The sequence below is a fragment of the Streptomyces sp. NRRL S-1813 genome (assembly GCF_000719605.1).
Lineage (GTDB): Bacteria > Actinomycetota > Actinomycetes > Streptomycetales > Streptomycetaceae > Streptomyces > Streptomyces decoyicus.
On sequence record NZ_JOHB01000010.1, the window covers coordinates 137,395 to 151,054 of the forward strand.

Sequence of the window (13,660 nt, forward strand, 5' to 3'; positions counted from 1 at the left end):
GCGTCGGCGGGCCTCCGGGCGGGGCGGCGGTCAGGCGCCCGTACGCACGCCCCGCGGGACCTCCTCGGCCACGCCGGCCAGCCTGCTCAGCATGCTGCGGTGGCGCAGTTGCAGCAGGACGTCGAGGCCCGCGTTGTGCAGTCGTCCGCCCGGACCCCGCAGCGGGTGTTCATCGACGATGACCAGGGAATCCGGGCCCCAGCGCCGCACCTCGATGGCGACCCGGGCGGTGCCCAGCCGGCCGCTGTCCACCTCGAGTTCGAGTTCCCGTGGCGGGTCGCTGCGGCGTACGACGGTGTGGCCGCGGAGCTCCCAGAGCCCCATCCGCACCGTGTACTCGATCATGGAGCCGACCTCCGGCCAGTTGCCGGCCACGGGCCGCGAGTCGACGGTGCCGACCACCCAGTCCTGGTACCGGGAGCCGTCGGCAAGTACCGTCCACAGCTCCTCGGGAGACCGCTCGATCAGCTGGTGCCGTACCGCCACCCGCCTCCACCGCCTCACCGCGCGTCGGTCGTGGGCTTCCCCACCAGCGTAGAGCGCGCCCCTGGGCTCGGCCTCCCGAGGCGGCGCGGGGGCGGTGGCACTCCGCCGGGTGCCGGGGTTCCTTTCCTTCCGTCCGTCCGTCGCAACGGTCCGCGCCGCCTCCGTCCGGCACGGAGGCCAACTCCCCTCCCACTGCGTCCAGTTATCGGTTCCGGGTGCGCGGCATGGCCGCCGCACACCGTGGCTGAGGGACGTCATGGCCGCTGCACGTCATGGCCGGCGCTCACCTCGGGGCGCTACCCGTCCCGGGGCAGCGAGCGCGAAGGCGGGCGACGCCGGGTGACGGCCAGGATGGCCATGTCGTCCCGGTAGTCGTCCCCGGTCCAGCGGCCGACGTCCTTGGTCAGGGCCTCCAGCAGGGCGTCCGGTTCGGTGAACCGTCTGCCCATGCGGCGGGAGGAAGCGGGATCGTAGAAGGCCCCCTGAGCGTCCCTGGCCTCGGTGACCCCGTCGGTGACCAGCAGAAGCGAGGCGCCCGGTGGCAGGCGCACCACATCGACGGGCGCGGAGCCGGCCGGGGTGAGGTCCCCCAGTCCCATGCCGAGGGGCAGCTGCGGGAGAGTCGGGTCGAGCCGTACGAGCTGCCCGCCATGGACCAGGTAGGGCGGCGGATGCCCCCGGTTGACCAGGCTCAGCGTCCCGCCGTCGGCGGAGACCTCGGCCAGCACGGCGGTGGTGAAGCCCTCGGTGGAGGTCACCGGCCCGCTCCGGGCCGCCTCCCTGGCCAGCGCCTCGTCCAGCCGCTGGACCAGGGTGGCCAGTGTGGGGGCGTACTCGGCCTCCTGACGGAAGGCCCCGATCGCGACCGACACGGCGGCGACAGCCCCCATGCCCTTCCCCCGCACATCCCCGATGATCATTCGCACCCCGAACGGTGTCTCCTGCACCGCATACAGGTCCCCGCCGATCCGCGCCTCGGCCTGCGCCGCGGTGTACCCGGCAGCCACCGCGAGCGGCCCGACCTCCCGCGGCGGGTCCGGGAGCACCGCCCGCTGGACCGCCTCCGCGATGTTCCTGGCGAGTGCCAGGTCACGCCCCTGCCGGACCAGGAGCCGGTTGACCGCGAGCGCCAGCACACCGATCAGGCCGACCACGGCCAGGTCGACATACCGTGCCGTCGCCGGACGTCCGCGCTCCAGATCCAGCGCCACGGACACCACGCAGGCGACACACACGACGATGAACGCGGAGCGGAAGGAGAGCATGGCGCCGGCCACCAACGGTGCGGCTGCCAGCAGCGGAAGTCCCATGTACGGCTGGGGCGCGAAGAGATTCAGCAGGACACCGGCCAGCAGGGCCAGCGCCGCAAGCATCCACGACACCCTCGCCAGCCTGGGCCGCAAGATCTTCACGGTGCCTCTCCTGCTGCCGGGCCGCCCTCGCGACGCGGAAGGGAACGGAATCCCCGCATGGTGGGCCTCGCCCTCCCTGCGGGCACGTCCCACTGGATTCACATATACGCCCTGTGGGCCAAAAGCGCCCACCGCTCCCCCTGGCACCACAGCCCCTGCCGTGAACCCGCCGGCCGATGAAAGCCGCACCAAGCAGGCGTAGGCTGACCAGGACCGCCGTAGTGCGCCGCGAGTGAGCGATGGAGGCGGCGTATGACCGATCCTCACGGCTTTCTCAAGTTCCCCCGCCGGCCGGTCCCGGCCCGCCCTGTCGAGGAACGGCTGAACGACTGGCGCGAGGTCTACGAGGGGCAGACATTGCTGCCGCTGGTGTCCGAGCAGGCCGACCGCTGTATGGACTGCGGCATACCGTTCTGCCACAACGGCTGTCCGCTGGGGAACCTCATCCCCGAGTGGAACGCGTACGCGGCACGGGGCGACTGGCGGGCCGCGGCTGAGCGGCTGCATGCGACGAACAACTTCCCCGAGTTCACCGGGCAGCTCTGCCCGGCACCGTGCGAGGCCGCCTGTGTGCTGGCCCTCAACGCCGATCCGGTGACGATCAAGAACGTCGAGCAGGCCATCGCCGACCAGATCTGGGAGCGCGGGTATGCGTCACCGCACCCGCCGCAGCGGCTCAGCGGGAAGACCGTCGCCGTCATCGGCTCCGGGCCCGCGGGGCTGGCGGCGGCGCAACAGCTCACCCGTACCGGCCACACCGTCGCCGTCTACGAACGCGCCGACCGCATCGGCGGGCTGCTGCGCTACGGCATCCCCGCGTTCAAGATGGACAAGCGGCGTCTGGACCGCCGCATCGAGCAGATGCGGGCGGAGGGCACCAAGTTCCGCACGGGCGTGGACGTCGGCGGTGATCTCGACGCAGCCGAGCTCAGAAGGCGTTACGACGCGATGGTCATCGCCGTCGGAGCCACCGAGCAGCGGGAGCTTTCGGTCCCCGGCCGCGAACTGCACGGCATCCATCAGGCCATGGACTACCTGCCCCTCGCCAACCGGGTCGTGGAGGGCGACTACGCCGCACCCCCCGTCACCGCCGAGGGCAAGCACGTGGTGATCGTCGGTGGCGGTGACACCGGCTCGGACTGCCTGGGCACCGCCCTGCGCCAGGGCGCGGCCTCCGTGGTGCAGCTGGACATCAACCCGGAGCCGGGCGACGACCGGCAGGACACCGAGCCCTGGCCCGTCTATCCGAAGGTCTACCGGATCTCCCATGCCCATGAAGAGGCCCGGGGCCGGGAGGGCACGGATCCGAGGCTCTTCTCCTCCGCCACCCTCCACTTCGAAGGGAGCGCGGCCGGCCAGGTGCGCGCGCTGTGTCTGACGGAGGTGGAGCCCACGGCCAGGAGGCCACGGCCGGATACCGAGCGGGTGATCCCGGCGGAGCTGGTTCTGCTCGCTCTCGGCTTCTCCGGTCCCGAACGGGGCACCGGTCTGATGCAACAGCTCGGGCTCACGCTCGACGAGCGGGGGAACTTTGCCCGGGACGCCGGCTTCGCGGCCGTGACGGTGGCGCCGGCCGAACGGGGCAGGCTGGCGCTGCGCACCTGGCAGGACGGGGTCTTCGTCACGGGCGACGCGGGGCGCGGCCAGTCCCTCGTGGTGTGGGCCATCGCGGAGGGACGCGCCACCGCGGCGGCCACGGACCGCTATCTGACCGGTTCCACCGCGCTCCCCGCCCCCATCGGTCCCAGGGACCGGCCCCTGGTGGCATGAGGCGCAGGGACGGCCCGCGGAGTCACCGCTCGGAGATGTCGGCGCTGACGATCTCGCCGTCGGACACCGTGTAGGTCCCCTGGTACAGCTTCACCGATCCGTCACTCTGGGTCGCGTGGACGACGGCACTGGCCTGCCCAGCGCTGTCGGCGTTCACCGCGCTCAGTTCGATGCTCGCCGTCGTGTCGTAGCCCGCCACCCACGCCGAGTAGGAGTTGCCGCCGATGTTCCTGCCGCCGAGGTCCCAAGCCGCGCTGAAATCCCGGTTGTTGATGTCCCGGTAGAACTCCTCGACGATCGCGCTCGCGCCGTCGGGAGACGGTGAGGGGTCCGGTGTGCCGGGGGAGAAAACGTCGGTCGGCGGCACGGACCCGATATCGGTCGGTGGCGCCGAAGCGACGTCGGTGGGCGGCCCGGAAGCCAGGTCCCAGCTCGGAGTCGGAGTGGTCGACGGGACGCCGCCGACCGCCTCGTACGACGGCTCGGAGGACCCGGAGGACGAGGCGAGGGCATAGGCCGCCACCCCGCCACCGGCGAGCAGCGCCGCCATCACCCACAGCAGCCACTGCGGGAGGATGGTGGACCCCACACGGACGTAGCCGTACCCGGTGACCCCGTGGGGCTGACCGGTGCCCTCGGGCACGCCGCGCTGTCGCGGCATTCCGCAGCCCGTACAGGAGGCCGCAGCGGAGTCCTCGAAGCGCGCGCCACAGTGAATACAGACCGGCATGGTCATCTCCCCCCGACATCCCTCATGTCTCTCGCACCCGGCCTTCTCCTCGGCCCGGTTACAGCCCCCGGACCGCCTCTTCGATCGCCACCGCCAGGGAGGCCAGCGCGGTGAACCCCGGCACGGCGCCCACGAGCGCCCTGGCGAACACCTTGAGCTTGCCCTTGCGCGGCGTCTCCGAGGCGAGTTCCTCGCGGGCATCCTCCGCGGCCTCGATCAGGTCGGCCCGCTCGGGGTGCTCGGACCGGCCGAGCTCGTCGATCAGCCGGGAGAGCAGCTCGCCGATCTCCTGGGGCGACCGCTGCCGTCCGCCGTCGGACTGGGTCAGCCCGCTGTCCCTGACCTCGGCCTGCGCGTTCCTGCCGCTGGCGACGGCGTTGCCGACGACGTTCGAACCGACGGTCGCGGTGATTCCGTTGTTCCTCTGCATTCCGGTTCCTCATCCCTACTCGGTTATCAGTCCGTGTTCAGCAGCGGGATCTTGTTGAGCACTCTCATCGAGATCCGGGACCTCTCGCCGGAGGCGACCGAGCTGGAATCCACCCTGGCCCCGTGGGCCGCGATGATGCCGTTGTTGATGATCGTCTCCTGACGCTGGACCAGGTCGCCCACGTCGATGTCACGTGCTTGGGCGAACTCGACGAGCGCGTCCAGGACGCGCTTTTCGACGGTCTTCAAGACCATGCCGCTGTCGGCCTTCTGGAAATAGCGGTGGTGCTTCTTGTCCGCCGCCTGACGGCGCACGCTCTGCCGCGCCCCGTAGTCGAACCTGCGCAGCCTGGTGATCAACTTGTCCTGACGGCGCACCCGCCAGGTCATCCCGTAGTCGGGGGCAAAGCCCGCGATCGCGCGCGCGGGCGAGGCCACCAGCACGAAGACGGTGCTGACCAGCGTCTGCGAAAACAGCGTGACGAGCTCGCGCAGGGGCGGGCGGGGCATGAGGGTGTCGATGACCCGGTAGCGGTCGAGCAGAGGGAACAACACCGTCGGAACGGCTTCCACGAAGAGGTTGGATTCCGAACGGATGAAGCGCAGGAACAGCGAGGTGACCAACTCACCGCCCCAGCCCGTGGAGTGGACGGCCAGATAGGGGCGGGCGCCCTCCTCCGGCGTCCGTTTCAGCGCATCCATCTGTGCGAAGGGAATCCGGGCGACGGGCCGCCCGAGCGGGTCCGGCAGGAAGCGGGTGTCCTCCAGGAGGGCCGAGCCGTCGACGAAGAGCCGCTCCTCGATCTCCAGACAGGGCAGGACCAGGGTGCCGACCCGCTCGGCAATGTGGGTGTAGAGGTCCGTCACGTCGAAGTCCTGCGGCTTGACCCCCGGACTGCTCGATGTCGTCACATCGAAGGTCAAAGACCATGAGTCGAGTTCGGACCCGTACCCGATGAACGGCGAATAGCCGCTGTAGGCGGTGACGTTGCCGTCGGCGTATTCGCGGATCTGGCGGAGGCGCGCCGCGACATCGGCATTGAGCGGCAGCGGCGCGGCCGCGGGGTCGAACCGGTCCGGGCGGAGGCTTTGCAGATGGCGGCCGTACTTGGTCGAGAGCTCGAAGGAGAACACGGTCACCCAGGAGAGGAACAGCACCAGCAGGGTGATCCCGGGGTGGCCGACCCAGAAAGCAAAGACGAACGCCAGCAGGAAGAGGACGGTGAGCACCAGATCCCGGCTGTGGCGGCGGGCGTTGGCCAGGTAGGCGTGCCGTAGCACCACGGGGACGTCGCACGCCGGGGCCGCCGCCACTCCCAAGTGGGGCTGGGCGGCCACCTGTTTGATGAGCGACCTGGCGTATTCGCGATCCAGATAGGCGGCCGCGCAGAGGTACCTGGTCAGGTCCCGGCCGTCACCCCAACGCGGCACAGCGGTGCGGCGATCGGCGGCACTTACGGTGACGGGCGCCGTGGACACCGTCGGCGCAGACGACGAGTGGCCGAGGGGCTCGGCCAACGTCGCAGTCGGCTCGGCGTCCGCCACGGCCACACCGCAATTGCCGCAGAACGCGGCCCCCGAAACTGTGCCGCAGCCGCATCCTGGGCACGCAGTCGAATGCGTCATCGCTCCCCCACGCATGAGACGACCTCACGTCCACCAAGTGCACCACGGGGGGATCTGAGAAAACGTCAGAGTCGCTCTTCGAAGCGGTACCGTTACCGATCGATACGAACAGACGCGCGACCCGACGGGCCCGGTCCGGGTCAGGGGGACGTGCGACGCAGGACCAGACTGACGAAGCCCCAGGTGTCCCGGTAGACGCGGAGCCATTCGGAACGGCGCGTGGCAGCCGTCTCGAGCACCTGCGCGCTGTCCGGGTCGGCGGGGTGGTCCAGGGCCCAGGCGGCCAGCGAACCCCAGCAGGACCACTCGTAGGCGTCCAGCTCACTGCGGGAGCTGACATGGCCGTGCACAGGGGTCCACCCGTCGGCGACGACGCGGTCCAGCGTGGTCGCCAGGTCCGTGAACTCCCCGAGCATCTCGACGGCTTCCGGTGAGGGCTCGCGCTCCCAGAAGCCGTCACCGATCAGTACGTGCCCCCCAGGGGCCAGGTGCTTGCGTGCCGCTGCCAGGGTGGGCAGCAGGCCGCCGAAGGCGTGCGCGGCGCCGACGCTGAGCACCAGGTCGAACGGGTGCGGGGAGGTGAAGTCTTCGGCTTCTCGCTGGTGGAGTACGAGGCGCTCCTGGACACCGAGGCGGACCGCGGCCTGCCGGGCCTGCGCCAGGTCGCCCTCGGAGATGTCGACGCCCTCGGCCTCCAGCTGCGGGTGCATGGCCAGGGCGCGCAGCAGCCATTCCCCGCCCCCGCACCCCAGGTCGAGCACCCGCTCGTTGCCACGCGGAAGGCAGCGTTCCAGCAGTTGGCGCACGGAGTCGTCGTCGAGCGGGGACTTTATCGGGTGCTCGGCATGGGCCAGCCCGGAGATCTGTTCACGATTCACCGGCGCAGCATGGCAGCGCCGGATGTCGCCCGCACCTGGATTTCCCTCGGCCGGCGATGACGGCCTTACGCCGCATCTGCCAGGGCATCGGTGTGGAGTACCCGCAGATGCAGCTCCGCGCCCTTCACGGCCACAACTTCGCGAGTTTCGGCGAAGTCCCACCGCAGAGGATGGAAGACTGGACGGCGGGCCGAATCCCCCGCCGCGCGCCACAACACCCGGGCCCGAACTCGGCGGCATGCAAGGAGTGTCGGGCTTCCACCCTTGAGCCCGGCTTCCTCGGTTTGGATGCGCCATACACCATGATGGCAACCATCACGACGGATTCCGCGGACTCGGTCATCCGGCCCCTTCCACCGGTGGGTATCAGCTTTCTTTTGCCCCTCAAAGGTTGTAGAACGGGATGGAACTGCTGCCACATCTCAAAGTGCCAACTGCATGCGGCCTTCTCGTCGATTGTGCGATAGAAATAAGCGAAGAGCTCCACGCCGTCTCAACAGAAGATTCCTGAATGTCCGATACCGAACCTTTCCGTGCCGTAACCGCGACGGATGTCGCCCGCGTTGCCGGGGTCTCTCAGTCGACGGTTTCCCTGGTACTGAACGGAAAAGGCCGCGGTCGTATCAGCGACAAGACGGTGCGACGCGTTACCGAGACCGCGCAGCGGATGGGCTATCGCATCAATCAGTCGGCCCGCCATCTCCGGCTGGGAGCCAGTGGCACGGTCCTGCTGGCCGTCCCCACCCTCACCAACAACGCCTTCGCCGCGGTCCATGCGGGTGCGGCCCGCCGAGGGGCCGAACACGGCCTCGGCCTCGTGGTCTTCCCGCTCAGCGCCGAGGACGGCACCAGCCCTTTCTCCGCGCCGCAGCAGGCTCTCGACGGAGTCATCGCGTGCTCCATGCCCGCCAAGACGGTCGCCGACGTGAGCGCGGGAGTACCCCTGGTCGTGCTCGACGACGCGCCGGCGCCGGGCATCCCGGCGGTGACGATGGATGTCAGCGGGGGCATGGCCCTGGCCCTGAACCGGCTGCTCGCCCTGGGGCACCGGCGCATCGCGCATGTCCGGGCCGACCGGCCCGCATGGACCTTCGAGCAGCGGGCGCAGGCTTTCGACCTGGGAGTTCACACCCGGCCCGACGTCATTGCCCAGCGGATCCCCTGCCCCTTCGCCCCGTCCATGGTCAAGGAACGCATGATGCCGGTGCTGTCCGCCCCGGACCGGCCCACCGCCGTCGTTTGCGATGACGACAACATGGCGACCGGCGTCTACTCGGCGGCGATGAGCCTCGGGCTGACCATCGGCACGGATCTGTCCGTGATCGGCTTCAACGATGCCCCCGCTGCCTCCCAGGTCACCCCCGGGCTGACCAGCGTCCGGCTTCCGCTGGAGGAGCTGGGTGACCAGGGGATGCGGATGCTGGTCGGGCTGCGTGGCGGGGTGACGGCGGACCCCGACCCCTTGCCGGTTGCCCTCGTCGAGCGGGGCTCCACCGGCCCGGCGCCGCAGGTGTGAGGCAGCGGCCGGCTCACACCCAGTCGTGGACGAACGTCGCGGCCTCGTCGAATCCGATCCGCTCCGTGAGCTGTTGCTCCTTGGGGATGTAGGAGTTCGAGAAAAGGTCGTAGACGCCGCTGGACCCGACGGAGAGGACGTCCTTGAACGGGGTGCGGAGCACGCTGTTCACATAGGTCTCGTCCACCCCGCCCTTGCTCATGACGTCGGCGGCGTAGAGCGTCGTCAGCGTCTCCCCTGCCCTTTCGAAGAACACCGGGGTGCCCGCGATCATGCCGGTGACGTCGACCTCCTCGATGAGCCGGGCCTCCCGCGCCGGTCCGTGACGGTCCAGCAGCGCCTGCCACCCGTTCTTCAACTGTGTGGTGTAGACGAGGGATCCGGGGCCGACCAGGGGCTTGATGCCCGCGAACAGCAGCAGGGTCATGTACAGCGCCACCGAGGGCACGAGGTCCTCACGGTGCAGCGCCTCGCGCAGGGCGTCCCGCTCCAAAGGAACCCGCAGGTGGGCGAAACGCGGGTCGGCCGGTACCAGCTCGCCGCCCTGCACGTACAGCCGCAGGAGCCCCGGCCGGCCGGGGTGCCGCATCCAGAAGAAATGCGTTCCCTTTCCGGCGGCCTCGTCCCAGGCCACCACGACCCCGCGAAAGGTGTCGAGAACCCGTTGCCGCGGTACGGGGTCGAGCAGCGCCTCGGAAAGGTAACTCTCCTCCGCCAGCAACTCGATCAGGCTTTCCCTGGCGACATCCTCGGCACCGGCGTAGAGCAAATCCGGGAGACGGGGGCGCAGTTCTTCCGAGAAGAGCCGCGGCCAGGTCCCGTGCACCACGGTCGCCAGCTGATCACGGTGTCCCGGACTCGCGGAATGATCAAGTCCGTTGAGGAGATGCTGGTACTCCTCGAGGAAATCCTGGTCGGCGGGCGCGAAACCGGACCAGCGCTTGAGCGAGTGCAGCCGCTGTACGAAGTCAAAGGTCCGCGGCCGGAGATAGTACATGACGTCCCGGTGTTCTTTCGCCGAGAAGTAGGGGATGTCCACACCCCGGAAACGGAACCCATTTCTCATGTAGTGGTTGCTGGGGTTGACGTTGCTGCACGACAACGTGACGATCGGCGCCGCCGGCCCGTCGGACAGCAGCCGGCCCGCGTTCGCAATGATGTTGGTGCCCAGGAGCAGCGGATGATTGAGCACTTGGTGGTGGTCGACGATGTTCACCGCCCGGATGTCACGGGCCGTGACGGCATCCGCGGGGCCGCCGGGCCCGAACGCCCGGCGCAGCACCCGCCGTACGCACGTCGCGATCAGTTCCTGGCGCTCCGCGTGCTCGGGAGCGACGCCGGAGGTGGGGCTCAGCGCCTTCGCGTACTCCCCCAGGGGCCGGTCGTCCTCGAAGTACGGAGCCATGTCGGGCACATACGTCCGGAGCTGTCCGACGACGGCGTCCACCGCTTGCCGCACCCGTTGTTCGTCCATTGCCGCCTCGTCAGTTCGTTGCGTCCGTCGCGACCGCCCGTGCCGCCGCCACCATTGCCTGCCCCACGGACACGCCGCCGTCGTTGGGGGGTATCCGCCGGTGAGTGTGTACCCGAAGTCCCGCCGCGGTCAGTTCCTGTTCCGCCCGTATCAGCAGGTGCTGGTTGAGGAACACCCCACCGCTCAGGACGACATCGGGCAGACCGTGGGTGCGCGACAGACGCAGGCAGACCTCGACCACCGCGTGCACCACACTCTCGTGGAACGCGCGGCTCAGTGCGGCGGTGCTGTGACGTCCGTCCGTCAGGCCGGCGAGCAGGGACTCCAGCCAGGGCCGGTGATCGACGACCAGGCACCCGTCCTCGTCGTCCAGCCGCAGCGGCCACGGCGTCGCCGGCGTGTGGTCCCACGCGATGAGCTGCTCCAGTTCGATGGCGGCCTGCCCTTCGTAGCCGACCTCCTCGCACACGCCCAGAAGCGCGGAGTACCCGTCGAAGAGACGGCCCATGCTGGAGGTCAGCGGGGCGTGGAGACCACGTTCGGTCATCTTCATCAGCACCTCGACCTCGAACGGGTCCCGGTTGCGCAGCAGACCGAGCGGGAGAGATGCCGCGTCCTGGCCGAAATACTGGGTGAGCAGCGCGATCGCCACGCGGGCCGGTTCGCGTACGGCCTTGTCCCCGCCGGGCAGCCGGAAGCGCGCGAGGTGTCCGGCCCGCTCGAAGCCGCGGTAGTCGCCGACGAGGAACTCGCCGCCCCAGATGGTGCCGTCGGTGCCGTAGCCGGTGCCGTCGAAGATCACGCCGATGACCGGGCGGTCCAGGCCGTTGTCGGCCATGCAGGACGCCATGTGCGCGTGATGGTGCTGTACGGCCACCGGCTCCATGTCCGCGCAGGAGCGGGCGTAGCGGGTGCTGTGGAAGTCCGGGTGCAGATCGTGCGCGACGTAGCGGGGGGTCACGTCGAAGACCTGGCGCAAGTGGCCGATGGTGTCCGCGAAGAACCGCTGGTTTCCCGCTGACTTGAGGTCTCCGATGTGCTGCCCGACATAGAGCGAGGTGCCGGATCCGAGGCACACCGTGTTCTTCAGCTCGGCCCCGAGGGCGAGGACCGGAGGCACCTCGAAGGGCGCCGGCAAGGGATCGGGGACAAAACCGCGTGCCCGGCGCAGGAGGACCTCGACCGGTCCGTCCGCGCGGTGCACGACGCGGGCGATGGAGTCGTCCACCCGGGTATGGATCGTGCGGTCGTGCACGAGGAAGGCGTCCGCCAGGCCCGGGAGAGTGGCGAGCGCCTCCTCCTCCGTACGGGCCATGGGCTCGTCCGGGGCGTTGCCGCTGGTGGCGATGAGGACGCCGGAGGTATCCGCCAGCAGGAGGTGCTGCAAGGGGGTGGTCGGCAGCATGAATCCCAACGTAGGGGATCCGGGGGCCACATCCGGTGAGAGTCCGCTGTTCCGGCGGGCCCGGAGCAGGACGATAGGGCGCGCCGGGGACTCCAGCAGCCGGGTCTCCTCGGCGTCGAGGTGGGCGTAGCGCGCGACCGTCGCGGTGTCGGCGGCCAGCAGTGCCAGGGGCTTGGCGCTGCGCTCCTTGCGGGAGCGCAGTTCGGTCACCGCCGAGGGCAGGTACGGGTCGGCCATGAGCTGGTAGCCGCCCAGTGCCTTGACGGCCAGAATGTGTCCGTCGCGCAGCATCTGGGCCGCGGTCCGGACCGGGTCCCCGTCGCCGGTCTCCGTGCCGTCCGCCGACAGCAGCCGCACCCGGGGGCCGCAGGACCAGCACGCGTTGGGCTGGGCGTGGAAGCGCCGGTCGGCGGCGGAGTCGTACTCCTTCTGGCACTCCGGGCACATCACGAAGTCGGCCATGGTCGTCAGCGGCCGGTCGTAGGGAAGTCCTTTGATGATGCTGTAACGCGGCCCGCAGTTGGTGCAGTTGATCAGGGGGTAGCGGTACCGGCGGTCCGCGGGGTCCATCAGCTCGGTGACACAGTCCGCGCAGACCAGGCTGTCGGGGGTGACGAGCCCACCCGACCCGCCGTCGGGGCGGCTCTGCCGGATGGCGAAGGCGGAGTTCCCCTCGCGCAGTGGCTCCTCGGCGAGTACCTCACAGGTGTCGATACGCGCGAGGCCCGGCAGTTGCGCATACAGGTCGGCTCCGAAGGCGTCCGCCGCGGCGCGTGGCCCTTCGACGCAGATGGTGACGCCGCGCATGTCGTTGAGCACCCAGCCGCCCAGCAGGTGCCGGGTGGCCAGGCGGTAGACGAAGGGGCGGAAGCCCACCCCCTGGACGAAACCGGTGACCCGTAGGGTACGGCGCACCGCCGCCATCAGCACAGCCTCGGCAGCTGGGCACCGTAGAGCAGGTCCACGGTCTTCTCACGGCCGTCCGGACCGGTCATCCGGACGGTTCCCGGCGTTCCCTCGACCACGCTGCCGACGACGGCCGCCTGCACGCTCTCCTCGTGGGCGTGCAGGGCCTTGAGCGCGGCTTCGGTGTGCTCCGGGGAGACGACGAGGCAGAGGTTTCCCTCGTTGGCGAGGTACATGACGTCGACGCCCAGCATGTCGGCGGCCATGGCGGTCTCCGGCCTGACGGGCAGGTCGGCCTGGGAGAGCAGCACGGCGGCCGAGGAAGCCTGGGCGAACTCGTTGACGACCGTGCCCAGGCCCCCTCGGGTCACGTCGCGGATGCACCGCACCCCCTCGCCGCAGGCATCGAGGACATCGGCGATCACATGGTTGAGCACCGCGCAGTCACTGCGCACCCGATGCTCGAAGCCGAGGCCCTCCCGCTGGGAGAGGAGGTGGATGCTGTGGTCGCCCAGGTAGCCGGTGACGATGACCTGGTCCCCGGTGCGCAGCGACCTGCTGGACAGGTGCAGGGGGCGTTCGAGCACCCCCACACCCGTGGTGTTGAGGAAGATGCCGTCCGCCTCCCCACGCCGTACGACCTTGGTGTCGCCGGCGACGATCTGCACCCCCGCCGCCACCGCGGTGTCCCGTACGGAGTGCAGGATCCGCCGGAAGTCGGCCAGCGCGAAGCCCTCTTCGAGGACGACCGCGAGCGTGAGGTAGAGCGGACGGGAGCCGCTGACGGCGAGGTCGTTGACCGTGCCGGCGACGGCTATCTTCCCGATGTCGCCACCGTCGAAGAACAGTGGCTCCACCACGAAGGAGTCGGTCGTGACGGCGATCCGCCTCCCGGGGAGCTCCAGCAGGGCACTGTCCTCCATTTCGCCGATGTAGGTGTCGCCAAGAATCGAGGCGATGGTGCCGGCGATGAGCTCCTGGCTCATCCCTCCACCGGCTCCATGGTCCAGGACCACGGTCTTCGTCAC

The 13,660-nt window shown here is 69.8% G+C and carries 11 protein-coding genes; 2 read left to right on the forward strand and 9 right to left on the reverse strand.

From position 1 onward, the window contains the following. Window positions 1-30: 30 nt before the first annotated feature. Both IF67_RS0117275 and IF67_RS0117280 read right to left on the reverse strand, forming a co-directional pair. Entirely contained in the window at window positions 31-486 is a 456-nt protein-coding gene (locus IF67_RS0117275) for an SRPBCC family protein (protein ID WP_030986591.1), read from the reverse strand. Window positions 487-782: 296 nt separating this feature from the next. Beyond that, window positions 783-1,877 (reverse strand): PP2C family protein-serine/threonine phosphatase, encoded by a 1,095-nt coding sequence (locus tag IF67_RS0117280; RefSeq protein ID WP_030986592.1) that lies wholly within the window; start codon window positions 1,875-1,877, stop codon window positions 783-785. 273 nt (window positions 1,878-2,150) lie between these two features. Here IF67_RS0117280 and IF67_RS0117285 point away from each other — a divergent pair, with 273 nt between their 5' ends. Further along, window positions 2,151-3,668, forward strand: coding sequence for a glutamate synthase subunit beta (locus IF67_RS0117285; protein ID WP_030986593.1), 1,518 nt, complete (start codon window positions 2,151-2,153; stop codon window positions 3,666-3,668). A 22-nt stretch (window positions 3,669-3,690) separates the two neighbouring features. On the opposite strand, the gene IF67_RS0117290 is transcribed toward IF67_RS0117285, so the two are convergent. The 4 genes from IF67_RS0117290 to IF67_RS0117305 all read right to left on the reverse strand — a co-directional run bounded on the left by IF67_RS0117290 (window position 3,691) and on the right by IF67_RS0117305 (window position 7,331). Continuing rightward, window positions 3,691-4,398, reverse strand: a complete 708-nt coding sequence (locus IF67_RS0117290; protein ID WP_234341146.1) for a hypothetical protein — start codon at window positions 4,396-4,398, stop codon at window positions 3,691-3,693. A 58-nt stretch (window positions 4,399-4,456) separates the two neighbouring features. After that, a complete protein-coding gene (locus tag IF67_RS43770) occupies window positions 4,457-4,828 on the reverse strand; it encodes a hypothetical protein (RefSeq protein WP_030986595.1) in 372 nt (123 codons plus the stop codon). Between the two features lie 26 nt (window positions 4,829-4,854). After that, complete coding sequence (locus tag IF67_RS0117300) at window positions 4,855-6,258, reverse strand: zinc ribbon domain-containing protein (protein ID WP_234341148.1); 1,404 nt, start codon at window positions 6,256-6,258, stop codon at window positions 4,855-4,857. A gap of 335 nt (window positions 6,259-6,593) precedes the next feature. Next, the gene (locus tag IF67_RS0117305; protein ID WP_030986599.1) at window positions 6,594-7,331 is read right to left on the reverse strand and encodes an SAM-dependent methyltransferase; all 738 of its coding nucleotides are present in this window, start codon (window positions 7,329-7,331) and stop codon (window positions 6,594-6,596) included. Window positions 7,332-7,842: 511 nt separating this feature from the next. On the opposite strand from IF67_RS0117305, the gene IF67_RS0117310 reads away from it, so the two are divergent. Beyond that, window positions 7,843-8,847 carry a LacI family DNA-binding transcriptional regulator gene (locus IF67_RS0117310; RefSeq protein WP_030986600.1) on the forward strand — a complete coding sequence of 335 codons (1,005 nt, stop codon included), beginning with the start codon at window positions 7,843-7,845 and terminating at the stop codon, window positions 8,845-8,847. Between the two features lie 13 nt (window positions 8,848-8,860). On the opposite strand, the gene IF67_RS0117315 is transcribed toward IF67_RS0117310, so the two are convergent. Genes IF67_RS0117315 through hypE form a run of 3 tightly spaced genes read right to left on the reverse strand, consistent with a single transcriptional unit; the run spans window position 8,861 to window position 13,660 of the window. Next, entirely contained in the window at window positions 8,861-10,321 is a 1,461-nt protein-coding gene (locus IF67_RS0117315) for a hypothetical protein (protein WP_030986602.1), read from the reverse strand. 10 nt (window positions 10,322-10,331) lie between these two features. Next, window positions 10,332-12,650, reverse strand: coding sequence for a carbamoyltransferase HypF (hypF, locus tag IF67_RS0117320; RefSeq protein WP_030986604.1), 2,319 nt, complete (start codon window positions 12,648-12,650; stop codon window positions 10,332-10,334). Beyond that, window positions 12,650-13,660: a hydrogenase expression/formation protein HypE gene (gene hypE / locus IF67_RS0117325; RefSeq protein WP_030986606.1), complete on the reverse strand. Its 1,011-nt coding sequence runs from the start codon at window positions 13,658-13,660 to the stop codon at window positions 12,650-12,652. The genes hypF and hypE overlap by 1 nt, the downstream gene beginning before the upstream one ends.

What these genes read in the sequence shown, in the direction of transcription:
- IF67_RS0117285 (WP_030986593.1), top strand. Translation starts at nt 2,151, where the DNA reads ATGACCGATCCTCACGGCTTTCTCAAGTTCCCCCGCCGGCCGGTCCCG.
- IF67_RS0117290 (WP_234341146.1), bottom strand. Translation starts at nt 4,398, where the DNA reads ATGCCGGTCTGTATTCACTGTGGCGCGCGCTTCGAGGACTCCGCTGCG.
- IF67_RS43770 (WP_030986595.1), bottom strand. Translation starts at nt 4,828, where the DNA reads ATGCAGAGGAACAACGGAATCACCGCGACCGTCGGTTCGAACGTCGTC.
- IF67_RS0117310 (WP_030986600.1), top strand. Translation starts at nt 7,843, where the DNA reads ATGTCCGATACCGAACCTTTCCGTGCCGTAACCGCGACGGATGTCGCC.
- IF67_RS0117315 (WP_030986602.1), bottom strand. Translation starts at nt 10,321, where the DNA reads ATGGACGAACAACGGGTGCGGCAAGCGGTGGACGCCGTCGTCGGACAG.
- hypF (WP_030986604.1), bottom strand. Translation starts at nt 12,650, where the DNA reads ATGGCGGCGGTGCGCCGTACCCTACGGGTCACCGGTTTCGTCCAGGGG.